A 22,319-nucleotide genomic window follows, 5' to 3' on the forward strand; every position below is an offset into this window, starting at 1 on the left:
AATTGCGGGGGGGGAGGATACGGCGACGATTATCAACGGGATGTTGAATGATCATTCGTTGAAGGTTGATACGGTGTGACTTGAAGGCTGAAACGACAAAACCCGCGATCCCGGTGATAGGGGGTGGCGGGTTTTTTGTTGTTCCTCTGCGCGACGGCTGCGATCTGATGGACGTGATTGGGTGACGGTTGCGGGCGCAGATGGCGTGATAAACAAAAACGGGCGACCTCAGGGGGGCGCCCGTTTTTTTGGGTTGGTTGATACCTGCTGCGCCTTCCTGGCATGAAGCGACAGAGCACGATTAATTAATATCGTGATCTGTCCCCGGATTTCGGTCGGGGTTAATGTCCGTTGAGAAGCTGGAACGTGTATGCAAACCGGGAATAGGGCGGTGCGGCAATGGAACGGTCGGTGGTGGTGGTTGGACTGGTAGCCCATGTTTCAAACAGCCCTCCGTAAGGGGGCGTGACATGGGCTGGATAAAAAGTAGTGTAAATGCTGCCGGCTTCACCGATGGGGGCATAAATTTGGGTGAGGTCCTGGAATTGGGAGGGGAAAAGGAAGGGGACGTAGCCAAGACCGCCAGATTCCGGATTGGCGTAGTTCCATGAAACTGCTGCTGGTCCCGAAAGGGGGGTGGGCGAGCGTATGAGGCGACAGACCCGAGAAGCGGATACTGTGTAGGAGAGACTATCACCGTTGCTGTCTGTGACGGTGATAATGGTGGTTCCGTTGCCTCGTGCTCTCACTTTTCCGTCAGTAGCGCCGACCGTTGCCACTGATGGGTTCTGCGATGTATAGCGATAAGGAGGGGTGCCCGCGGTCGCCTGTCGTGTTTCCGTTGTTCCGGGTGCGTCTTTTTCGGTCCAGCCGAAATCTTGAATGAGCTTGATACCGTTGAGTCCCATGTGGGTTGTGGGTATTTGTATTTTTTGCACCACTCTAAAGGTCCGTGCCAGTGATACGGGCAAGCTGCCATAAGTGGCTTTGGCTGTAATGCTGTGCGCAGCCACTGTCAGGCCGGTGAGGGTGTAGTTCCATTCGCCTGTTGAATCAATGGTGACCGTGTCTTTTATTGTTCCGTTGACCAGGATCTGCACCTGCAAGTTAGCGGTGGCTCTACCGGTCAACTTGACCGTGGTGTCGGCCGTGGTGCCGCCCTGCGGGATCTCTACATTCTTGGAGTTCCTCACATAGGTAATAGTGGGCTCAATCAACGCCACCGCTTTGATGGTATAGGTCCGATCCGGAAACACCGTGGCCGTGGCCAGATTGTTGCTCTTGTCCAGCGAGACCTTGAACTTGATCGTCAGCGTGGTGCCGTGTCCGAGTTGCTTGAGATAGCTGTTGGCCAGCGCGTTGGGCCAGAATCCTTGACTGATCCAGGTGGCGTTGACCTGGGACGGGAGGCCGTTCCACCGGGTCAGGTTGTGCGCCGTGCCGTCCGCCTTCTTGCCTTCCAGACTCAGCCAGCACGGCTGGCCCGCTTCGATCAGCGTGTGGAGCAGAGCGTGAATGGTCGCGTTGTTGCTGCCCAGCGCCATCACATCCAGAAAGTTGTTGGCGTCGGCCTCGACGATTTTTGGCGCGATCAGTGCCGTCGCTGGCAGCGTCAGGATGTTCAACGGCAAAGGCAATGAGGGGGCGGGTTTGCCGTTGCGTTCGACGACGTAAGTGACCGTCACCTGTTTACCCAAGCTGTAGGCCAGCACCGAGCGCGGCACGGCGATTTCCAGACCTGCGCTGACCAGCCGCTGCGGGCTGGTGTAGGAGCCCGCCACCGCTGAGCCGGTCGCGCCTTGCCAGATCACGCTCAGTTTGTCGGTGGGCAGCAGCGAGCCTTGCGGCACCAGCACTCGGACTTCTGGCTGGGTCGGGCTGAAGTTGGTGCCGGTCATGCCCTTGACAGTCGGGGCCCGCAGATCAAGTCGGTCGAGATGAATGTCCAGCCGCTTCTCCGGGGATTTGACCTGGTTGAGCAACTGGTCGACGACAAAGAACTCCGCCACCGCACTCGCGTTGTCACCCGCCTTTCGGAACGTGTCGGTGAACAGTGTGTGGGTGATTGGCGCCGTGCCATCGGGGACATCGAACTCGACTAGGGTGTCGCCCAACCAAAACTTGATGCGGTCGTGGTTGCGCCGGTTGGCATAGGTGAACCCGAACTCCACCCCTTGCGCCGCGCGTGCGGCGCTGACGCCGTCCTTGAGCACGTCGGCCGGGATTATCAGATTCAGGTTTTCCGCAGGCCGTAGGTGATACAGCACGAGCAGATCCCGAGAGGGTACCGAGTTCCCGCTGGGACGAGTGACCATGTAATGCAGCCGATTGACGCCTTGTCTCAAATTCCCGTGTGGCAGGCACAGGCGCTGGCGCAGCGTTTCCTCCCCCGGCTTGACGGTCTGGCCTGCTCCTGGGATGAGATCGCCGTTGCAATACAAATCCACGTGATCATCGGCCGCCATGATCCAGGAGCGCTGCTGCAGTTCGGTCCAGGAATCGACCAGGCATACAAGGCCCTGTGCCTGGCCGTCGTAAAGGGCTTTGGAAATACCGCCGTCGGCGATGCCGGCCGGTTTCACCGGCGTGACCCAGCCCTGGATGATCATGGGATGCAGCACAAACAATTCGTTCAACACCGCGGACTGGATATCCATTACGTTCTCCTTGGAGGTGGCAAGCCCTGAGTCCTCTCGGGACGCGGGCTCATCACACACCAGGCTGGGAAGATTGGCTACTGTCAGATCTGACAGGTAAGCGTGACTTCCAGACGAACGGTCGTACCGCATCACATCGGCTCCGGTGGCCCAATCAACCGGCCCATCACCCCAAACAATCCCCCAATCAACGGCAAATCAATGCTGTTGGTTGCCCGGAAAATCCACGCGACTGCTGGCGTCATGGTCAATCTGGGCGTGGTCGGTGCGCAGAACACCCCTGGCGCCGAGACCGACTCTGACGACGATTGAAAACCTGACCGGCATGTTGAATGATCATTCGTTGAAGGTTGATACGGTGTGATCTGAAATGCGTCCCCAATTCCCTACCACTTTCTCCAAACATCTGGTTCTGGACTTATCGTGGGTTGCTTCTTTAATTCCCGATTACCCAAACATTGTTGTCCGTGTAATTGCAGATATAGACGCGAGTGCTGTCCGGGCTGAAGGCTACACCAGCAGAGTCGCGGCCGACCGGGATTCGACGGACGCTAAAGGTCGTGGTATCGACTAACACGATGGCCTTGCCGTTAAACCACTCACTGGCACAGAGAGACTTGCCATCCGGACTGAGTGCCAATTGCCACGCGCCAAATCCGATTGGGATGTTGTGAATGACTGCATGGGTACGCGCATCGATCACCACGAGCAGGTTGCCTTCTGTCCTGACGGTATAAATGCGGGTGCCGTCCCGGCTGACCACTATGCCGTGAGGATTGGACCCAACTTCAATGTTGCTGATCACTGAGTAAGTACTCGTATCAATCACCGAGACCGTTCCGCTGTAGGCAGTGCCATTGCCATTCGCGTTGGTGGCATAGACACGACTACCGTCCGGGCTGACGGTAACTTCACTTGCATTGTTTTGAAGCACCAAGGTCCGGAGAGTCTCGAAGCGAGTCGTATCGACTATCGCCAGCCTGCCATTGGGGAAACCGGTAAAAGGATAAGTGCCACTACAAATATAGGCACGAGAGCCATCCGGGCTTATCGCAACGCCCGCTGGAGAATAACCCGTGAACGAGACATTGCGAATAATGTCGAGGCTGGTGGTATCAACTACGGTCAAAACGAAGTTAAGAGAATCAACGCCACCCCGGGTGATATAGACTCGGCTGTTATCCGGACTGACTGCAACACCGAACACATTCCTCCCTAGTGCGATAGAGCCCATCGCTTTGTGAGTGGCGGTATCAACCACCGTGAGTGCGCCATAGTTAGCGGGATGTGAAGTACTGACAACATAGGCTCGGGTGCCGTCGGGACTAATTGCGATGTTGTAAGGGTAGGGTATTCCCGGGATGGTCCCCGCGGATGTCTGAGGTGTAACTGTTGCCACGCCCGTCACGGTCTGGTTTCCATGCAAGGCAGTCAAGGAATAAGCACCGGGCACCGTGTGCCCCTTCACCCCGTTTACAGTGATCTTTCCATCTTTGTCGGTGACGAAGCGGCGGCTACCCCCGACGTTGTCGCTGAAAGTAAAATCCTCTGCCAAGGACAGTTCGACGGTTTCGTCAGGTAGATCCACGCCATTCGTCGCCAGCGCCAGCCTGACTGTAAACCGGCCTGCCGGGGCGAGCGTGTAGGGGTCATTATCAAAGGTCAGGGTCACTACCGGGGCCGAAATCCTGAGCCGCAACTCGGGTGAGGGCGTCAACGATCCCTTGCGGATCAGAACCCAGCGCAGTCTGAGGTTTCTGCCCTGATGCGCCTTGAGCAACTCGGGGCTTAGCGTAAAGTTGGCGCGTTTGTTCTGGTTCAACTTGACCGTCGCAAACGTCGGTGTGCCTGGAAGTGCATTGAGCGCCTCCAACCGCGCTTCGTCGCCCTCTTGAGCGGTCAGTAGTTCGACTCGCACTTTCACCCCTTGCGGATAAAGAGACGATTCAATCGGGTTCTTGGCCGGTGCCACCAGAAACGGTGCCTTCAGCTCAATCTGGGCATTGCCTGTCACCATGACGGGGGTTGAGTAAGAGCGTCCCAGTTCCCGGCCATTTCTAAATTGCTTGTAGTACACCCATATCTGCCAACCACTTGCGGCGGCAAAGTAGCTATTGTCCAGTGGTAGCTCGGGAAAGTCCGGGACAATTTTCACCTCCTTTGTCGTCACAAAAGTTACGTCCTTGCCCTCCGCGTTCCGGTAAGTGCAGGTCAGTTCCAGTGTGTCGCCTGTGGCCCATGGCGTGCGCACATGTACCTTGGCGATCACCGGTTGACCATTGAGTTCACCCAGGTCGATGGTTTCAGGCCCGTGCTGTGGGCTGAGGATGGGTTTGTCGAACCAGTTGCCTTTGAGGTTCACCCACAGCGGGATACTCTCCGAATACGGTTCTGGGGCAGGACCGTTACCGATCCAGTCCTCGACCGTATAGGAGAAGCGAACTGCCGTCCCTTCGCCAGCGGCAACAAGAGCGGCATGATTTACCAGAATCGGTAGCGGATTCTGGTGAGAAGTTTGCTCAGCTTCTTCGACGCTCACATTGTGTTTGATGACATGGTCGTTGCAATTGAACAGGACCATGTCGAACGCTCTAATCAACGGGTAAAACACGTAAAACCAGACCCCGCGCTGCGCCAGTTCCGGCCCTACGCCGTACTTGGCGGCGTCCTCGACCTGGATCTGTAATTGTGAATTCACACCATCGCCTGGCTGGTCGTCCCGCCCTCCCGGGCCTTCTCGGTGAAACCATGCCGCCAGGTCGTCAGAGGTGCCGATGTTCTGCGAACCGTTGGTGACGGTGTAGTGGAGGAGGTTCTGGCCATCGCGCAAATAGTCCGTCGGGATTTGGAGGTTGGCGGTTTTGTTTTCATCTCCGGGGTTCAGGTAGGTGTGGAAGTCGACCTTGAGCTTGTTTACGTACAAAGTGATGGTTTGGCCCTGCTGGCTACCGGGAAAAGGGTCCACGACAGCGACGTACCCGGAGTCCGTCTTTGCAAGAATCGGGATGCCGCACTGCGCGTTGATCCCTCCAGGCACGGTGGTTTCCATGCCCTCGATCCTGACCAGATCCAACTTGAGAATCTCTATAACTGTCATAACCTCACTCCCTGTTCGAGGCGCCCACGAGTTAGAAGCAGGGCGGCGATGAGAGTCATGACACCTGATGTCGGGTGATTTGCCTACTGTCATATCTGACAGGTTAATGAGGATTTAAGACGAACGGTCTACCGCATCACATCGGCTCCGGCGGCCCAATCAACCGCCCCATCACCCCAAACAGTCCCAACTCCCGGATCACCTCCAGCTCCCCCTTGGTCTCGACCATCTCCGCAATCAACGGCAAATCAATGCTGTTGGTCGCTCGAAAAATCGCCTCGATAAACAGCCGTTTATCACTCTGCTCATCAATGTGACGGATGTACGCCCCATCGATTTTCAAGTAAGCCAGCCCCAGTTGAGCCAGGTTGCCGATCTGGCCGAAGCTGCCGCCGAAATGCTGCAGACCGATGCGGTAACCGGTGTTGAGCAGGCTGTGGCTCAGGCGTTGCAGTTCTTCCTGAGGTGGCAGTTGGCGTTCGTCGATTTCCAGTATCAGCAACTCAGCGAGTTCGGGCAGCGATTCGAGCATGTCGAGGATGTGTTGCAGTTGCGCTGGGTCGCGCAGGGTGCTGCCGGACAGGCTTAACGCCAGGGGCCAACGGTTGACCACGAGGTAGTCGAGGGTGGCTTCGAGCATGGCCAGGTCGAATCGGGCCGACCAGCCGAGTCGCTCGATCCACGGCAGGAAATGCCCGGCGGCAATGGCCTCGCCCTGCGGGTCGAGCAGGCGTGCGAGCACTTTGTGATGCAGCACCTGGCTGGTGTCGGCGCATTGCACCACCGGCTGGAAATACAGTTGCATCTTGCCTTGGTTCAGGGCGTCGTCAATCCAGGTTTGCCAGTCGTTTTGGGGCGGGTTCGGCGCGGTGATGGAATCGGCCAAGTGGACCCACGGGCGCTCGGGATGTTGCCGGGCTTCGGTCAACGCCCGGTCCAGTCGCGTCAGCACAACACTGGCTGGTTCACCGGGGTGGTAAGGGGCGATCCCCAAATGCGCCACCGGCATGGCGTCGCTGGCGCCAGTCAGGCGCAGGTTTTCCAGGGTGGCGCTGATTTCGCAGGCCAGGCGTGCGGCGTCGGTGCTATCCAGGCCAGGCGTCAGCAGGCTGAATTCACCACCACGATTGCGCGCGGCTAGCCAGGTGCGACGTTCCGGTGGCTGGGTCAGGCGCTTGAGCAATTCGCCGACGGCGCTGATCAACGCATCGGTGCGCTGGCCGCCCAAGCGTTGGTTGAGACCGGCCAGATCGTTGATCCGCAGCATCAGCAAATGGCCGTCGCTGCTCTGCTCGGAGACCAGCAATTCGTCGGCCAGCTCTTCATCCAGCAAGCGCCGATTGGCCAAGCCCGTAAGGCTGTCCTGATAAGACTCGACCCGCAGTTTTTCACTGCGTGCGACCTCTTCGGCGAACAGCGCCTTGAGCTTCTCGACCATCTGATTCATGGCCAATACCACGCGTTTCAACTCCGGTGTGCGCGGCAGTTTCGGCAGGCTGAGGAACTCGCGTTTGCTGATGGCTTCAGCCTGTTTGACCATGGTGTCGAGTGGACGAAATTGCCGGCGCAGCAGCCAGCCTCCAAACACGGCACTGAGCAGGCCGCACACCAGTAACCAGATCAGGCTGCCGAGGGTGCTGTCCCAAAGTTTGGCCAGGGCGAACTGCGGATTGCTCAACACCTCGACCCGTGCCGCCTGGGCCCAGCCACGCATGATCAGCGCTTCGCCACCGGGTGGGTGCAGGTTGACCAGGTTCACAAACCAGGCGGGAACGCCCTCGATTTGCCCCGGCGCGCTGCGCTCTACCAGTACCTGCGCATTCTCGATGTTAATGATTCGAATGCTGCTGAAATAACCGCTGTCGAAAATCGAGCTGACCATTAATTCGATCATGGCCGGGTCATCGATTTGTGCCGTCAACGACAAACCCAGCGCGGTGGCCGCGTCCTGAGCGTGGGAGCGCAACTGGCTGAGCATCTGGTCGCGAGAGCTTTCCAGGCTGACAAAAAAACTGCCGCTGAACGCCACCAGCAAGAACAGGCAGATGGCGAGAAACAACTGTTTACGCAGTGACATAAATCGCTCCTTGCTCAGGTGGCTAGCCGTCGCCCACGGCGAACCCTTCAGCCTGCATTTTTTTCAGTACGTCCTGCCAGCGCGACAGTTTTTTCGAGTCGCCGCTGCGTTTGCCACCATTGGCTCCGGGCAAGTACAGGCCTTCTGCGTTGAAGGCGTACACCGGCAGCAGGTCTGTGCGTTGGGAGGCGGGGCGGACCTCGCCGATCAAGTTGTCCAGCACCAGTGGATCGGCCGTGGGGCTGTTGTAGAACGTCAGCACCATGTGCGCCTGGTTCTGGGTCAGGGCTTTCACGTAGGTGATGCGTAGTTTTTCGCTGGGAATTCCCAGGTAGCGCAGGCTGAAATATTTCGCCAGTGCGTAGTCCTCACAATCAGCGGCACCCTTGATCAGGGATTCGACGGGCGTGGCCCAGTAATCGGTCTGATGCCAAATGCGGGTGTCGTCCAGAAAACTCAGTTGCTGATTGAAGAAGCGATTGACTGCGTTCAGCTGCTCGCGCTCGGGCGCGTTGACTTCGCTACTGATCATTTGACTCCAGGCCTCGATCCTTCCCCGTCCCGGGCCTAGGGTGCCGTAGCGATTTTCGGCGGTTTGCAGAATCTGCGCAAAATCCCAGTTGGCCCCGACACTGCCCAGCCCGGCCAACAGAAAAGTGATCAGCAACAGCCATCCGCCGAACCGAAGTCGGAGCGTTGACCATCTTGGGCTACGCGGACTGCGGGACATGTCTGGCCGCTCGGGTGCAGATGCTTGAAGTCTAGGCGGTGTTTTTTGAAAGGTAGGGTTGATCGTCGGGTCAGTTCGCGGACTGATCGTTCCCACGCTCTGCGTGGGAATGCCGCCCGGGACGCTCCGCGTTCCTTCGACGCGGTGACGCAGAACGTCACTGGATGCATTCCCACACCAGAGCGTGGGAACGATCATTGTGGCGTTTTCAAGGTTTATGCAGGGTTTTCTGTTTGAGGATGTAGAGGGTCACCAGCACGGCGCTGGTCAGCATGAACCCCCGCGCCCACGGCAGGGGCACCAGATAGCAGGAGAGCAGGATACTCGCCCACATCAGGCCGATGGCGTAGACCTTACCCTTGAGCGGAATGCCGTTGCCGCTCAGGTAATCGCGAACCCACGGCCCAAGCCGCGGATGTTCAACCAGCCAATGATAAAAGCGCGGCGAACTGCGGGCGAAGCAGGCGGCCGCCAGCAGCAGGAAGGGCGTGGTGGGCAATACCGGCAGGAAAATCCCGATCACCCCCAGCGCTACGCTTAGCCAGCCGATGGCCAGCAGCACGTAGCGCAACATCAGGGAGCGGTTGCCTATGGGGTTGTCCATAGGCAAAACCTTAGTGGTGACGAGGCTTGAGGATCGCCGGTTTTTCGTCTGGCGCCTGGCACAGCAGGTACAGCGCGGTCAGGGCTTCCGGGATCTGCACGATCATGTCGTCCATCAGGTTGGCGTCTTTGGCGATGTCTTCGAACTCAGGCTGTTCGTCGAACAGGCCCGAACCGACCATGATCGGCAGCAGCATTTCGCTGACTTCGTCTTCGGCGGTCTCGAACCAGGCTGCTTCGCGCAGGAACACGCCTTCCATGAAACCGATGCACCAGCCGCGCAGGTCGGAATCGTCCGGCTCTTCGCCCAGGTCCAGGTCGCAAGGCAACTCGAACTCTTCATCGGACGCCAGTTGGCGAGCGATGTGAGCCTTGAGGGCCAACAGGGTGGATTCGATCGCTTCACGCTCGGTGTCGTCGGCGTAATGCGGCTCTTCGGCGAAAAGGGCGTCGATCCATTCACGGTCAGGAACGGTTTCGGAACAGATCGACAGCGCCGTGAGGTAGCCGTGGGCGGCCACGTAGTCCAGCGCCTCGTCATGCAGTTCGTCGGCGTCGAGGAAGACTTGCAGGCGGGTTAGTTGCTCAGCGAAGGACATTAAAGGGCTACCTTGGGGAATATACGATGCAGGAATTCTAGGCCTTCTTGAGCGTTGGGGCCAGCCGCGCGGCATTTTTGCGCCATTGCGGCCCTGCGAAACACCGCAACCCCTGTGGGAGCAGGCTTGCTCGCGAAAGCGGTGTGCCGGCCAGCATTAATGTCGACTGACATGCCGCTTTCGCGAGCAAGCCCGCTCTCACAAGGTCTGCAGTGCATTGACCTTCGCGTGTCTTATCAGCGGCACCCTTTGCAGGGGAGGGCTCGGGTATACTCCCGCGTTTTGTGATGCCCTGCCGGCGTCGCGGCTGAAATGTGACGCGTCATGCAATGCGCACTTACGATTTGTCGGTGCAGCCTTCGTGGTTCTGAACCAGCCTTGCAGGGATGTTTTTGTGATTTTTGGAGTTTCTATGCTCGAACAGGCTCAACGCGTCCTCAAGGACATCTTCGGCTACGACAGTTTCCGTGGCCGTCAGGGTGCAATCATTGAGCGCGTGGCCAGTGGCGGCGATGCCCTGGTGCTGATGCCTACCGGTGGCGGCAAGTCCTTGTGCTTCCAGGTGCCGGCGCTGTTGCGCGAAGGCCTGGCAGTGGTGGTGTCGCCGCTGATCGCTCTGATGGACGACCAGGTCGCTACCCTCGAAGAGCTGGGCGTCGCTGCGGCGGCATTGAACTCCACGCTCAGCGCCGAGCAGCAGCGCGATCTGGCGGCACGGATCAAGCGCGGTGAAGTGAAAATGCTTTATCTCGCGCCCGAGCGTCTGGTTCAGCCACGAATGCTGGCGTTCCTGCAAAGTCTTGAAATTTCCCTGTTCGCCATCGACGAAGCCCACTGCGTGTCCCAATGGGGCCACGACTTTCGCCGCGAATACCTGCAATTGGGCCAGTTGGCGGAATTGTTCCCCAACGTCCCGCGTATCGCCCTGACCGCGACCGCCGACAAGCGTACCCGGGAAGAAATCGTCGACCGCCTTCATCTTCAGGATGCCGAGCGCTTCCTGTCGAGTTTCGACCGTCCCAACATCTTCTATCGCATCGTGCCCAAAGAGCAGCCGCGCAAGCAGTTGCTGGCGTTCCTCGCCGAGCGGCGCAGCGATGCCGGCATCGTCTATTGCCTGTCGCGCAAGAAAGTCGACGAAGTGGCAGTGTTCCTCAGCGAGCAAGGTTTCCCGGCGCTGCCGTATCACGCCGGTTTGCCCAACGATACCCGGGCTCACCACCAGAAGCGCTTCCTCAATGAGGAAGGCCTGATCATGGTCGCCACCGTGGCGTTCGGCATGGGCATCGACAAGCCCAACGTGCGCTTTGTCGCTCACCTCGACTTGCCAAAATCCCTTGAGGCTTACTACCAGGAAACCGGTCGCGGCGGCCGTGACGGTCTGCCGGCAGACGCCTGGATGGCTTACGGCCTGCAAGACGTGGTGATGCTCAAACAGATGTTGCAGAACTCCGAGGGCGACGAGCGCCACAAGCGTCTGGAGCAGCACAAGCTCGACGCCATGCTCTCGCTCTGCGAAGAAACCCGCTGCCGTCGCCAGACGCTGTTGGCTTATTTCGACGAAGACATGCCCGAGCCGTGCGGCCATTGCGACAACTGCGTCGATGGCGTGCAGACCTGGGACGCCACCGAGCCGGCCCGTCAGGCGCTTTCGGCGATCTACCGCACCGGCCAGCGCTATGGCGTCGGGCATTTGGTCGATGTATTGCTGGGCAAGGACAACGAAAAGGTCCGCAATTTCGGCCATCAACACCTGTCGGTATTTGGTGTAGGCAAGGCGATGGGGGAGAGCGAATGGCGCTCCTTGTTCCGTCAGCTGGTTGCCCGCGGTCTGGCGGACATCGACCTGGAAGGCTACGGCGGTCTGCGCCTGAGCGACACCTGTCGACCGCTACTCAAGGGCGAAGTAACCCTGGAGCTGCGTCGCGACCTCAAGCCGCAAACCACGGCCAAAAGCAGCAAGAGCCAGGCGAGCCAACTGGTTCGCGGCGAAGAGCGCGAACAGTGGGAAGCCTTGCGCGCCCTGCGTCGAAAACTCGCCGAAGAGCATGGCGTGCCGCCGTACGTCATTTTCCCCGACTCGACACTGCTGGAAATGCTCCGCAGCCAACCGACCTCGCTGTCGGAAATGGCCACGGTCAGCGGCGTTGGTGCGCGCAAGCTGGAGCGTTACGGCGAGGCCTTCCTCGAAGTCCTCGGTGGGCAAGTCGAGGCGCCGAAAGTGGTGGCCGACCTGCGCCACGAACTGATCACCCTGGCCCGAGCCGGCATGACACCGTTGCAGATCGCCAGTCAGCTGCAATGCTCGGAAAAGAACGTCTATACCCTGCTCGCCGAAGCGATTGGCAAGCAGCAGTTGTCGCTGGAGCAAGCGCTGGATCTGCCTGAAGAATTGATGGGTGAGATCCAGGATGCGTTCCTTGACGGCGAGGGCGAATTGCCGCCCGTGTCGGAGATTGCCGCACTGTTTGCCGGGCGAGTACCGGAAGGCGTTTTGTACTGTGTTCGGGCGGCGCTGCAATCCGAATTCGAGATTTAGGTGATCTGCCACATAGATGTAACGATTCAGTACAGAGCAAGCCTTGCCTCTGGCCAAGGGTCATGCTTAGCTGACTAATAATTAGTTTTTCTTTATTTCAGTCTAATCATGAGTGTTTTATGCCGTTAACCGAACAACACCGCTTTGGCATGCAACTGGCCCAGATGTCGCGCGGCTGGCGTGCCGAACTGGACCGCCGTCTGGCTGGCTTGGGGCTGTCCCAGGCGCGCTGGCTGGTGCTGCTGCACCTGGCGCGTTTTGATGATGCCCCGACCCAACGTGAGCTGGCGCAGAGCGTCGGCGTTGAAGGGCCGACCCTGGCTCGTCTGCTCGACAGCCTCGAAAGCCAGGGACTGGTGCAACGTCAATCGGTGCTGGAAGATCGCCGGGCGAAGAAAATCGTCCTTTGCGCGCCTGCGCTTCCCTTGATCGAACAAATTGAAACCATTGCTACCCAACTGCGCCACGAGTTGTTCGAAGGCGTCGATGAGGCAGACTTGAAGGTCTGCATGCGTGTCCACGGGCACATTCTGGCCAACCTGGAAAAATCTTGAGGCATTAACGCCCCCAAGACTTTTGAGATACTCCGTTGGGCAGACTATAAAGAACTACTTGGCAATATCGTGTTCGTACCGGATGTGCGAACGCGCACAAGATGGTTCTGGTTATCTAAGGGATGCTCATGCTCGAGAGTTGGCACATGGCTTTACGGTGTTGCGCCAGGCTGCTTCTGGTCGGTGGTGCTGTCACTTACTCGGCATTGGCGCCCGCCTTGGGCTTGGGTGATATCACCCTGCATTCAGCGCTGAATCAGCCGTTGCGCGCCGACATCGCACTGGAAGATGCCGCAGGTCTGGAGGAGGGCGAGCTCTCCGTCAGCCTGGCGACTGCAGACGAGTTCAGCCGCGCCGGCATCGATCGGGTGTTCTTTCTCAATAATCTGAAATTCACCCCGATCCTGCGCGGCAACCGCAGCCTGATCCGGGTGAGCTCCAGCAAACCGGTCAATGAACCTTTCCTGAATTTCCTGGTGCAGCTCAATCAGCCCAACGGGCGGGTGCTGCGCGAGTACACGGTGCTGATCGATCCGCCGGGTTCGCCGGGGATTGTTCCCGTCAATGACGAACCGGTGACCGACGTTCAGCCCTCTGGATTCCCGACTGTTGAGCCGGCTGTTGCGAAGCCACCCGCGGCGAAAGGCAAACAGTCGCCACCCCCTCCTGCCGCCGCGCCTGTGAGTGATCCCGTTGCCGAACAACTGGCCGCCAGCGTGCTGCGAAACCAGCAGCTGCAAGCAACTATCGATGAATTGACTGCGAAGCTTCAGGCCCAGGAGGAGCAGATCTCCGGTCAGAAAAAGCAGGTGACTGAACTGCAAACCCAATTGGCGGAAATCAAGACCGCAACGGTGGAGCCGGCTGCACCCGCCGTTGTGGCTCCCGCGCCGGCTATTGTTGAAGAGCCTGAGGCTACTAACTGGGGGCTGATTCTCGGGTTGTTGGCGGTGGTGGCTCTGGTGTTGCTGGGGTTGTTCGTGAGGCGTCAACGACAACAGGTTCAGGCATTGCCCGACGCTTTACCTGATTTGCCGTCACGGCATGAACCGGTGCTCAATCGCACGGCAGAACCGGTTTCACAATCGTCAGAGGTGCAACCGGCAACTGAATCGGGTGAAGAGTCGCCCGCAGGCGATGTGCTTGAAGGGGTTGATATCTATCTGGCCTATGGCCGTTTTTCCGAAGCCGCCGGTTTGTTGCGAGAGGCGCTGATCAAAGAGCCGCAACGCACGGATCTTGCCGTTCAGCTGTTGGAAGTCTTGGGTAAACAGGGTGACGCACCCGCTTATGAAACACAGGAAAACAACCTGCGTGACGCCGGATACGACCTGCAAGAACTTCAGAATATTCGCGCCCGACACCCGAAATTGAACAGTGCGGCACCGTTGGCCGTTGCAGCGTCAATGACTCCCCCCAAGGCGGCGATCGCCGAAGCAGCACCCAACGATGAGTTCCAGTTGAACCTGGATGACCTGTCGATGGATTCGAGTTGGGACCTGATCAGCCCTTTTGAACACTCGCCGTCGGCCGCGAAGCCATCGAGCGAATCCGCGCCGGTCGAGCCGCCGTTTGCCTCGAACCTGCACGTCTTGCCCGAGGTGTTTGAAATGCCCGACGAGTCGACGCTGGACGAGCCTGAACTTGAATGGGTCGCCGAGCCTGATTCACAGACTCTGGATGACACCTTTCTCAACGAGTTCAGCGATCCCGGCCAGTCGCTGGAACTGCAACCGCTGAACTTGGAACCGCCCGAGCCGAGCAGCGCCGAAAAACTCGAACAAGCCCAGACCTGCATTGATGACGGCGATCTGGACAGCGCCATCGAATTGCTCAACGAGTTGCTCAAGGAAGGTAACGAGCCGCTTAAGCAGACCGCCCGGAACCTGCTCGCCGGGCTATCATAGCGGCGCCCTCTGGCTCAGGAGTTTCGCCGATCATGACTGCACGCAAACCGGAAATCATCATCACGTATTGCACGCAATGCCAGTGGCTGTTGCGTGCTGCCTGGCTGGCCCAGGAACTGCTCAGTACCTTCGGTGACGATCTGGGCAAAGTGTCGCTGGTGCCCGGCACCGGTGGGGTGTTTCACATTTTCTGTGACGATGTGCAGATCTGGGAGCGCAAGGCTGATGGCGGTTTCCCGGAGGCCAAAGTGCTGAAGCAGCGGGTCCGTGATCAAATTGATCCGGAGCGCGACCTGGGGCACAACGACCGCACTCAGTGAGAGGCGGCTTCTACCGCAACGGCTTTCTTGCTTGAGCCGCCCGAGAGTCGGCTGGAGACCACGATCGCCACGATGATCAACGCGCCGCCGATCAGCATGCGCAGTGTCGGGTTTTCATCAAACAGCAGCCAGGCCATGGTGATGCCGTAAACCGGCTCCAGGGCGAACACCACGGCCGCGGTCCGCGCCTTGATCACTGCCAGGCTGGCGACAAAAAGACTGTGAGCGACGCCAGTGCAGAACACCCCGAGCAGACCGATCCACAACCAGTCGATGGCGCGCACTTCGCTTAACTGCGGTGCCGCCACCGGCAACAGGCACAACGCGACCACCACGTTCTGACACAGCGCTGCCTGCACCGCCGGGATTCGCCCGGAGCTGGCGCGGTTGGTCAGCGATAGCAGAGAGAACAGCAAACCTGAGCCGACCGCCCACAGCAGACCCATTGTGGCGCCGCTGGCCAGATCGAAATCAGGGGTGACCAGCACCAGCCCGACACTGACCAGCACCACCAGCAGGATTTCGTTGGCGCGAATTCGCTCGCGGAAGATCAACCCTTCAAGGATCACGGTAAACGCCGGGAAGCTGGCGAAACCCAGGGTCGCAATCGCCACGCCCGCGACCTTCACAGCAATGAAAAAGCTCACCCAGTGTCCGGCCAGCAGTAAGCCGCTGAGCAACAGTCGGCGCCAGTCCACAGCCTCGAGTTTCTGCCAGCGAGTAGTGCTGGCGAATCGCGCAAAAACGGCCAACGCCAGCACAGCGAATGCAGCACGCCCGAAGACGATGACGGCGGGGGAGGCGGCAGCCAGTTTGCCGAAGACACCGGTCAGGCCGAACATCAATGCGCCAATATGCAAAGCGCCAAGGGCGGTACGGGGGGTCATTGCAATCCTTGAAAAACGTATAAAACCAGGCCCTACATTGAACCGCGCAACGTCCCGTTGTGTCTGTCGCCAGACTATCGTCCTTTGTCGCCAGCCTCTCGGCGCAACTTGCCAGGCGATGCGCCAAACTCCCGCAACACCGCTGCAGCAAATGCACTCTGGGAACTGTAACCGACCCGACTGGCAACCTCGCCGATGGGCAATGGCGAATCCCGCAGCAGTCCCACAGCGATATGCAAACGTCGACTGCGGATGTAATCCATCGGCGTCTGCCCGCATTCAGCAACGAACCGCGCATGCAGCCGTGCGCTGGACAGACCGGCGACGCGTGCCAGATCGGCGACTTGAAGTGGATAGGCGGCGTACTGATCGATGTGCGCATTCAGCGCCGCATAAGGCAGGCGCCGACCGCCGACGATCTCGGGTTTGGCGTTGTTGAGGCTGGCCAGCAACAACACCGCGCCTTGTTGCGCGATCAATGGATCGTTGACCTGACTGCCCGCCAACCAACTGACCAATTGGCTTTGCCCGGCATCCAGCGGCAGGCGACCGGCATTGTCGAGCAAACGACGGCTGGCCTCGGCGTGGTCACCCAGGGACTGAGAAACCCATTGGTCGCTGGGCACATCCAGCACCAGGCAACGGCTGCCATTGGCGCTACCGCAGGCGTGATGGAAACCGGACGGCACCACCACGAAACTCTGTTGAACCACCTGACTGCCACGCCCGTCGACCTCGAAATCCAGCGCACCCGACAGCCCGAACACCAGTTGCGCGTGGTCGTGACTGTGGATGATCAGGTCATGAGTGTATTGGCGTAGCGTGAGGATCGGTCTCATCGCAGGTCTCCTGGTCAAGGTGCGGTCAGTCTACACCGGCCCGGCGCTGTCACAGGACTGACTCGCCACTGTCATGGGCGATTAACCCGACCGGCGCAAGCTTGCAAAAACTTTTCCAGAGGGTTGCCCATGACCAGCGCCGAGCTCGCCAAACCCAGTCGTAAGCAACGTGTGCGAACCTTGTGGATTTCCGACGTGCATCTGGGCACCCGGGATTGCCAGGCCGAACACCTGTCGCAGTTTCTCAAGGGCTATCACGCGGACAAGATCTACCTGGTCGGCGACATCATCGATGGCTGGAAGCTGCGCGGCGGCATGTACTGGCCTCAGGCGCACACGAACGTGATCCGCCGCTTGCTGACCATGAGCAAGCGCGGTACCGAGGTGATCTACGTCACCGGCAACCACGACGAATTCCTGCGCCGCTATTCGAAGCTGATTCTGGGCAATATCCAACTGGTGGATGAAGCCGTGCACGTGACCGCCGATGGTCGCCATCTCCTGGTCATTCATGGCGACCAGTTTGACGTGATCACGAGGTATCACCGCTGGCTGGCCTTTCTCGGCGACTCGGCCTACGAATTCACCCTGACCCTCAACCGCTGGCTCAACCATTGGCGCGCACGCTATGGCTACGGTTACTGGTCGCTGTCGGCGTACCTCAAGCACAAGGTCAAAACCGCGGTCAGCTTCATCAGCGATTTCGAAGAAGCCATCGCTCACGAATGCGTCAAACGCGAGTTGCACGGCGTGGTATGCGGGCACATTCACCATGCCGAGATACGCAAGGTCGGCGGGGTGGATTACCTCAATTGCGGGGATTGGGTGGAGTCGTGCACCGCGCTGATCGAGCATTGGGACGGAACGATCGAGTTATATCGATTGGCGGATGCCCAGGCGCGGGAGGCCGAGTTGAAAGCCATCAAAATCGCAGAGCCGGCTTGAATCGTTAGAGATGTGGTGTATGGATTGGCCTCTTCGCGAGCAAGCCCACTCCCACAGTTGACCGCATTCTCAAGTTAGACAAAGTCCAATGTGGGAGCGGGCTTGCTCGCGAATGGACCGCGCAGCGGTCCCACTGGATCGATCAGGCCGACGCGTGTTCTTCCATCGCCGCCTTGTAAATCGAGTACTTGGGCTGCGCAAACAACCGTTCCATCATCGGTTCAAAGAAGCTCAGCGGCAGCGTGTCATACGCTGGGTCAAACGCCGCGGCGTCATATTTGGCGCAAAACTCAATGGTCGCCTGATACTGCGGATGCCCGCTGAATTGCTCGCGCAAATGCCGGTCCATCCCTAGATGATGGAAGAAGTAATACCCCTGGAAAATTCCGTGTTTCTCGACCATCCACAGGTTCGCGGCACTGACGAACGGCTTGAGGATTGCCGCAGCGATGTCCGGGTGGTTGTAGGAACCCAAGGTGTCGCCAATGTCGTGAAGCAGCGCGCAGACCACGTATTCTTCATCGCGGCCATCACGCCAGGCACGGCTGGCGGTTTGCAGGGAATGGGTCAGACGATCCACCGGGAAGCCGCCAAAATCACCCTCCAGTAATTTCAGGTGCGCCACAATCCGTGTCGGCAATTGCCTCGCATAGGCACTGAAATCTGCGGCGATGATCGCCCAGTCTTCCTGCGTGCCGTCCTGCATGTGGGTGAAACGGGCGTGGGCGTTCATCGGCTCTCCGCTTGTTCTTATCGAAAGGGATTTTTTGAGTGTAGAGCCTGGATCCAATACCGCACTGGCTGCGCAGGACGCTTTTGTGGCCCGTCGGGCCTAGAACGGCACGCGACCCAGAATCATGTCTCGGTACATGACGAAATCGCCGAGCAGACTGTAAAACGGATGTTGAAAGGTCGCGGGACGGTTCTTCTCGAAAAAGAAATGCCCGGCCCAGGCGAAGCTGTAACCCGCCAGAGGAAGGGCCCATAACAGCAGCCAGGCGCCTTTGCCGATGGTCAGGGCCAGGATGAAAATAACCAGCGTCGTGCCGATAAAGTGCAATCGTCGGCAGGTGCTGTTGCTGTGTTCGCTGAGGTAATACGGGTAGAACTCAGCGAAGCTGTTGAAACGTTTGATGTTTTCCACGACTGCGATCTCTGTGGTTATTGTTCTGACTGCAAGTTGTTCTGCGGGTAGCTTATTTGAGTCTAGAGTGATCATTGGCATCAGCCAGTGACAATAGGCGCCACTTTAGTATCCTTCGGAAATTGGCCGCGATAGACGGCTCACTAAGTAGTAAGTAAACGCCATGAGCGAACGAACGACTTCTGCAAGCTGGGCGATGGGGATTGTCAAAGCACTGGAGATGGACGGCCTGGATTGCCGGGTGCTGTTCAAACAGCTGGGGCTCGACTACGCGGCACTGGATGATCCGGACGCGCGCTTCCCGCAGGATTCCATGACGCGGCTGTGGCAGCGCGCGGTTGAGCTGTCCGGTAACCCGGCGATTGGCCTGAACATGGGCAAGGTCGTGCGACCGGCCTCCTTTCATGTGGCCGGTTACGCCTTGATGTCCAGCCAGACCCTGGCCGAAGGCTTTCAACGGCTGGTGCGCTATCAGCGGATCATTGCGGAAAGTGCCGACCTGAGTTTCCGATTGTTGGAAGAAGGCTACGCGCTGATTCTGACGGTCCACGGCGACCATCTGCCACCGACCCGGCAGAGTGCCGAAGCGTCACTGGCCTGTGCCCTGGCGCTGTGCGGCTGGTTGACCGGGCGCACCTTGCAACCGCGCAAGGTGCTGGTGCAGGGCGAAGAGCCCGCCGATCTCGAACCCTATAAACAAGCCTTCCATGCGCCTTTGGTGTTCAACGCACCGTATGACGCCTTGATCTTCGAACGCGCTGACATGGAGGCTCCGCTGCCTACCGCCAACGAGGCGATGGCGCTGTTGCATGACCGGTTTGCCGGTGAATACCTGGCGCGATTTTCCGAGAGTCGCGTGACCCACAAGGCGCGACAGGTGCTGTGCCGTTTGCTGCCCCAGGGCGAACCCAAGCGCGATACCGTGGCGCAGACGCTGCACCTGTCGCAACGCACCTTGCAGCGACGCTTGCAGGAAGAGGGCACGAGTTTTCAGACGTTGCTGGACGACACCCGACGTGAACTGGCCGAGCAATACCTGGCGCAGCCGACCATGACCTTGCTGGAAATTGCCTACCTGCTGGGGTTCGCCGATCCGAGCAACTTCTTCCGCGCTTTCCGCCGCTGGTTCGACGCCACCCCCGGCGAGTACCGCGCGCGGCTGATGGACGCGCTTGCGCCTGTCAGTGACGCCAGAACGCCGGAATACACAGAACAAACACCGTAATGATTTCGAGTCGGCCCAGCAGCATGCCGAACGAGAGAATCCACTTGGCCGCGTCCGGCAGGGTGGCGAAGTTACCCGCCGGGCCAATGGTCTCGCCCAGGCCCGGGCCAACGCCGGACACTGTGCTGGCGGCGCCGGTAAGGGCGGTCATCCAGTCCACGCCGAGCAGCGACAACAGCAGCGCGATCACGCAGATGGTGATGGCGAAGAAAAACGAAAAGGTCAGAATCGAACGCACGATCTCTTCGTCGAGGCGGTGACCGTTGTACTTCTGCTTGATCACCGCGCGTGGATGAATCAACTGGTTAAGGTTGGCCTTGAGCAGGATGTACGCGACCTGGAAGCGGAAAATCTTGATCCCGCCGGCGGTCGAGCCCGAGCAGCCGCCGACAAAACCCAGATAGAAGAACAGCATCAGTGAGAAGTTGCCCCACAGGCTGTAGTCCCCCAGCGCAAATCCTGTGGTCGTTACCACCGAAGTCACGTTCAGCGCCACATGCCGCAGCGCCTCCAGCCAATGCAACTGAGTGGTCCACCAGTACCAGGTGCCGAGCACCAGCCAGGTCACCAGCAACATGCCGAGCAAGCCTTGAACCTGCTGATCCTTGATCAGTGCTTTGCGGTTACCGCGCAAGGTCGCTACATACAGGGTGAACGGCAGGCTGCCGAGGATCATGATGACGATCGCCACCCAGTGCACCGCCGGTTGCGTCCACTTGGCCAGAGACTGGTCGGACGTTGAGAAACCACCGGTGGAAATCGCCGACATCGCGTGGTTGATCGCATCGAACAGGCTCATACCGGCCCACCAGAACGCCAGGCTGCCGAAAATGGTGATGCCGACGTAGGCCGCAACGATCAAACGCGCCACCATGTGCGATCGGGGCATGATTTTTTCGGAACGGTCTGACGACTCGGTCTGAAACAGCCGCATGCCACCGATGCGCAGCAGTGGCAGAATCGCTACCGCCATGCCGATAAAGCCGATGCCGCCGATCCAGTGCAGCAACGAGCGCCACATCAGAATGCCGGGGGACATGGCGTCCAGGCCCGTGAGCACCGTCGACCCGGTGGCGGTAATGCCGGACATGCTTTCGAAGAACGAGTCGGTATAGCTGATGTGCTGGGTCAGCAGGAACGGCAGCGCGGCGAAGATGCACACCACCAGCCAGCTGCTGACCGTCAGCAGGTACATGTCCCGCGGGCGCAGGTGTACATGTTCCGGGCGACCGGGGATGACCAGCGCGAGGCCGGCGACAAAGGTAATCATGCTCGCCCAGAGGAACGACGTCAGGTCGCTGGTACGGTCGAAAATCACCAGCGTGGCCATGGGCACGACCATGGCGATGGCCAGGGTGATCAGGAAGATGCCGATGATGAAACCAATGAGACGTAAGGTCGGCAACGCCATGAAGTCCGCTCGGGCTGAAATAAGGAAGGGCGCCATTCTACCTGCGGGGTCTGCTATGTAAACCGGCACTCCCGAGGTGGTTGCAGCTAGAATAGCTTCACATTTTTTTCAGGAGGTGGCCGATGCAGGCTCTCGACGCTTTGCTCAACCGTGTTTCCGTTCCACGACTGATAGAACCGGCCCCCACCGCAGAACAGCGTGAAGTGCTGTTTGGCGCTGCGATGCGAGCGCCAGACCATGGCCACTTGCAGCCTTGGCGCTTCCTGACAGTCGAAGGCGCGGCGCGCGAGCAAATGGGCGAGTTGCTGGCCGAAGCGGCGAAGCTGCAGGACAGCGAAGTGTCCGAGGCAGCGCTGGACAAGGCGCGTAACGGTCCGCTGCGTGCGCCACTGGTGGTTGTGGTGATCGCCCGGTTGCAGGATCACGTCAAATATCCGAAGTCCGAACAACGGCTGGCGGCGGGTTGTGCGGCTCACGGGATTTTGCTGGCGGCTTATGCGCAAGGGATTGGCGCGGTGTGGCGCACGGGTGAGCTGGCGTATTCGGCGCATGTGGCCAAGGGGTTGGGTTTGGCGGAAGGGGAAGAGGTGATTGCGTTTCTTTACCTCGGCACTCCACAGAAAGAACCGCGCGTGGCGGAGAAAGTCGACCTGGCTGAATTCGTCAGTGCCTGGCCCGGAAAAGCCTGACACCATCAAACTCCTGTGTGCGAGCCTGAACTCGCGAAAGCGTCGGTTCAGTCAACATATCTATTGAATGTTAAGCCGCCTTCGCGAGCAGGCTCG

General features: G+C 59.1%; 18 protein-coding genes. 7 read left to right on the forward strand and 11 right to left on the reverse strand.

Annotated elements, in window-relative coordinates; genetic code table 11:
* Nucleotides 1-341 precede the first annotated feature (341 nt).
* The 6 genes from KGB03_RS23115 to KGB03_RS23140 form a co-directional block, all read right to left on the reverse strand.
* Nucleotides 342-2,657, reverse strand: coding sequence for an Ig-like domain-containing protein (locus tag KGB03_RS23115; RefSeq protein ID WP_223529161.1), 2,316 nt, complete (start codon nt 2,655-2,657; stop codon nt 342-344).
* A gap of 436 nt (nt 2,658-3,093) precedes the next feature.
* Entirely contained in the window at nt 3,094-5,706 is a 2,613-nt protein-coding gene (locus tag KGB03_RS23120) for a YncE family protein (protein ID WP_223529164.1), read from the reverse strand.
* 184 nt (nt 5,707-5,890) lie between these two features.
* The gene (gene lapD / locus KGB03_RS23125) at nt 5,891-7,831 is read right to left on the reverse strand and encodes a cyclic di-GMP receptor LapD (RefSeq protein ID WP_223529167.1); all 1,941 of its coding nucleotides are present in this window, start codon (nt 7,829-7,831) and stop codon (nt 5,891-5,893) included.
* Nucleotides 7,832-7,853: 22 nt separating this feature from the next.
* Entirely contained in the window at nt 7,854-8,561 is a 708-nt protein-coding gene (gene lapG / locus KGB03_RS23130; protein WP_223529170.1) for a cysteine protease LapG, read from the reverse strand.
* 208 nt (nt 8,562-8,769) lie between these two features.
* The gene (locus KGB03_RS23135; protein WP_008156164.1) at nt 8,770-9,165 is read right to left on the reverse strand and encodes a YbaN family protein; all 396 of its coding nucleotides are present in this window, start codon (nt 9,163-9,165) and stop codon (nt 8,770-8,772) included.
* Between the two features lie 10 nt (nt 9,166-9,175).
* Complete coding sequence (locus KGB03_RS23140) at nt 9,176-9,763, reverse strand: YecA family protein (protein ID WP_008156162.1); 588 nt, start codon at nt 9,761-9,763, stop codon at nt 9,176-9,178.
* Between the two features lie 412 nt (nt 9,764-10,175).
* Here KGB03_RS23140 and recQ point away from each other — a divergent pair, with 412 nt between their 5' ends.
* The 4 genes from recQ (at nt 10,176) to KGB03_RS23160 (ending at nt 15,083) form a co-directional block, all read left to right on the forward strand.
* Nucleotides 10,176-12,302, forward strand: a complete 2,127-nt coding sequence (gene recQ / locus KGB03_RS23145; protein WP_223529173.1) for a DNA helicase RecQ — start codon at nt 10,176-10,178, stop codon at nt 12,300-12,302.
* A 119-nt stretch (nt 12,303-12,421) separates the two neighbouring features.
* Nucleotides 12,422-12,856, forward strand: a complete 435-nt coding sequence (locus KGB03_RS23150) for a MarR family transcriptional regulator (protein WP_111451824.1) — start codon at nt 12,422-12,424, stop codon at nt 12,854-12,856.
* Nucleotides 12,857-12,984: 128 nt separating this feature from the next.
* A complete protein-coding gene (locus tag KGB03_RS23155) occupies nt 12,985-14,763 on the forward strand; it encodes a FimV/HubP family polar landmark protein (RefSeq protein WP_223529176.1) in 1,779 nt (592 codons plus the stop codon).
* Between the two features lie 32 nt (nt 14,764-14,795).
* A complete protein-coding gene (locus KGB03_RS23160; RefSeq protein ID WP_008156153.1) occupies nt 14,796-15,083 on the forward strand; it encodes a SelT/SelW/SelH family protein in 288 nt (95 codons plus the stop codon).
* Here the strand turns inward: KGB03_RS23160 and KGB03_RS23165 are convergent.
* Nucleotides 15,077-15,970 (reverse strand): DMT family transporter, encoded by an 894-nt coding sequence (locus KGB03_RS23165; protein ID WP_223529179.1) that lies wholly within the window; start codon nt 15,968-15,970, stop codon nt 15,077-15,079. The genes KGB03_RS23160 and KGB03_RS23165 overlap by 7 nt on opposite strands.
* Nucleotides 15,971-16,044: 74 nt before the next feature.
* Nucleotides 16,045-16,809: a helix-turn-helix transcriptional regulator gene (locus KGB03_RS23170; protein WP_223529182.1), complete on the reverse strand. Its 765-nt coding sequence runs from the start codon at nt 16,807-16,809 to the stop codon at nt 16,045-16,047.
* Between the two features lie 129 nt (nt 16,810-16,938).
* On the opposite strand from KGB03_RS23170, the gene KGB03_RS23175 reads away from it, so the two are divergent.
* Nucleotides 16,939-17,754 (forward strand): UDP-2,3-diacylglucosamine diphosphatase, encoded by an 816-nt coding sequence (locus KGB03_RS23175; protein ID WP_192406705.1) that lies wholly within the window; start codon nt 16,939-16,941, stop codon nt 17,752-17,754.
* A gap of 142 nt (nt 17,755-17,896) precedes the next feature.
* Here KGB03_RS23175 and KGB03_RS23180 read toward each other — a convergent pair whose 3' ends face one another.
* Together KGB03_RS23180 and KGB03_RS23185 are read right to left on the reverse strand one after the other, a co-directional pair.
* Nucleotides 17,897-18,487 (reverse strand): HD domain-containing protein, encoded by a 591-nt coding sequence (locus KGB03_RS23180; RefSeq protein ID WP_218536455.1) that lies wholly within the window; start codon nt 18,485-18,487, stop codon nt 17,897-17,899.
* 99 nt (nt 18,488-18,586) lie between these two features.
* Nucleotides 18,587-18,898, reverse strand: coding sequence for an Mpo1-like protein (locus KGB03_RS23185; RefSeq protein WP_008156143.1), 312 nt, complete (start codon nt 18,896-18,898; stop codon nt 18,587-18,589).
* A gap of 163 nt (nt 18,899-19,061) precedes the next feature.
* On the opposite strand from KGB03_RS23185, the gene KGB03_RS23190 reads away from it, so the two are divergent.
* Entirely contained in the window at nt 19,062-20,123 is a 1,062-nt protein-coding gene (locus KGB03_RS23190) for an AraC family transcriptional regulator (RefSeq protein WP_218536456.1), read from the forward strand.
* Here KGB03_RS23190 and KGB03_RS23195 read toward each other — a convergent pair.
* Nucleotides 20,080-21,534 (reverse strand): TrkH family potassium uptake protein, encoded by a 1,455-nt coding sequence (locus KGB03_RS23195; protein WP_192406706.1) that lies wholly within the window; start codon nt 21,532-21,534, stop codon nt 20,080-20,082. The two genes, KGB03_RS23190 and KGB03_RS23195, sit on opposite strands and share 44 nt — an antisense overlap.
* Nucleotides 21,535-21,656: 122 nt before the next feature.
* Here KGB03_RS23195 and KGB03_RS23200 point away from each other — a divergent pair, with 122 nt between their 5' ends.
* Nucleotides 21,657-22,223 (forward strand): NAD(P)H nitroreductase, encoded by a 567-nt coding sequence (locus KGB03_RS23200; protein ID WP_111451832.1) that lies wholly within the window; start codon nt 21,657-21,659, stop codon nt 22,221-22,223.
* Nucleotides 22,224-22,319: the final 96 nt, after the last annotated feature.

This window comes from Pseudomonas sp. BF-B-26, assembly GCF_019956495.1.
Taxonomy (GTDB): Bacteria; Pseudomonadota; Gammaproteobacteria; order Pseudomonadales; family Pseudomonadaceae; genus Aquipseudomonas.

Coding starts and splice junctions, on each gene's coding strand:
- recQ (WP_223529173.1), top strand. CDS start 10,176: ATGCTCGAACAGGCTCAACGCGTCCTCAAGGACATCTTCGGCTACGAC.
- lapD (WP_223529167.1), bottom strand. CDS start 7,831: ATGTCACTGCGTAAACAGTTGTTTCTCGCCATCTGCCTGTTCTTGCTG.
- KGB03_RS23170 (WP_223529182.1), bottom strand. CDS start 16,809: ATGAGACCGATCCTCACGCTACGCCAATACACTCATGACCTGATCATC.
- KGB03_RS23190 (WP_218536456.1), top strand. CDS start 19,062: ATGAGCGAACGAACGACTTCTGCAAGCTGGGCGATGGGGATTGTCAAA.
- KGB03_RS23140 (WP_008156162.1), bottom strand. CDS start 9,763: ATGTCCTTCGCTGAGCAACTAACCCGCCTGCAAGTCTTCCTCGACGCC.
- KGB03_RS23115 (WP_223529161.1), bottom strand. CDS start 2,657: ATGGATATCCAGTCCGCGGTGTTGAACGAATTGTTTGTGCTGCATCCC.
- KGB03_RS23195 (WP_192406706.1), bottom strand. CDS start 21,534: ATGGCGTTGCCGACCTTACGTCTCATTGGTTTCATCATCGGCATCTTC.
- KGB03_RS23155 (WP_223529176.1), top strand. CDS start 12,985: ATGCTCGAGAGTTGGCACATGGCTTTACGGTGTTGCGCCAGGCTGCTT.
- KGB03_RS23120 (WP_223529164.1), bottom strand. CDS start 5,706: ATGGAAACCACCGTGCCTGGAGGGATCAACGCGCAGTGCGGCATCCCG.
- KGB03_RS23180 (WP_218536455.1), bottom strand. CDS start 18,487: ATGAACGCCCACGCCCGTTTCACCCACATGCAGGACGGCACGCAGGAA.
- KGB03_RS23160 (WP_008156153.1), top strand. CDS start 14,796: ATGACTGCACGCAAACCGGAAATCATCATCACGTATTGCACGCAATGC.
- KGB03_RS23135 (WP_008156164.1), bottom strand. CDS start 9,165: ATGGACAACCCCATAGGCAACCGCTCCCTGATGTTGCGCTACGTGCTG.
- KGB03_RS23175 (WP_192406705.1), top strand. CDS start 16,939: ATGACCAGCGCCGAGCTCGCCAAACCCAGTCGTAAGCAACGTGTGCGA.
- KGB03_RS23150 (WP_111451824.1), top strand. CDS start 12,422: ATGCCGTTAACCGAACAACACCGCTTTGGCATGCAACTGGCCCAGATG.
- KGB03_RS23165 (WP_223529179.1), bottom strand. CDS start 15,970: ATGACCCCCCGTACCGCCCTTGGCGCTTTGCATATTGGCGCATTGATG.
- KGB03_RS23200 (WP_111451832.1), top strand. CDS start 21,657: ATGCAGGCTCTCGACGCTTTGCTCAACCGTGTTTCCGTTCCACGACTG.
- lapG (WP_223529170.1), bottom strand. CDS start 8,561: ATGTCCCGCAGTCCGCGTAGCCCAAGATGGTCAACGCTCCGACTTCGG.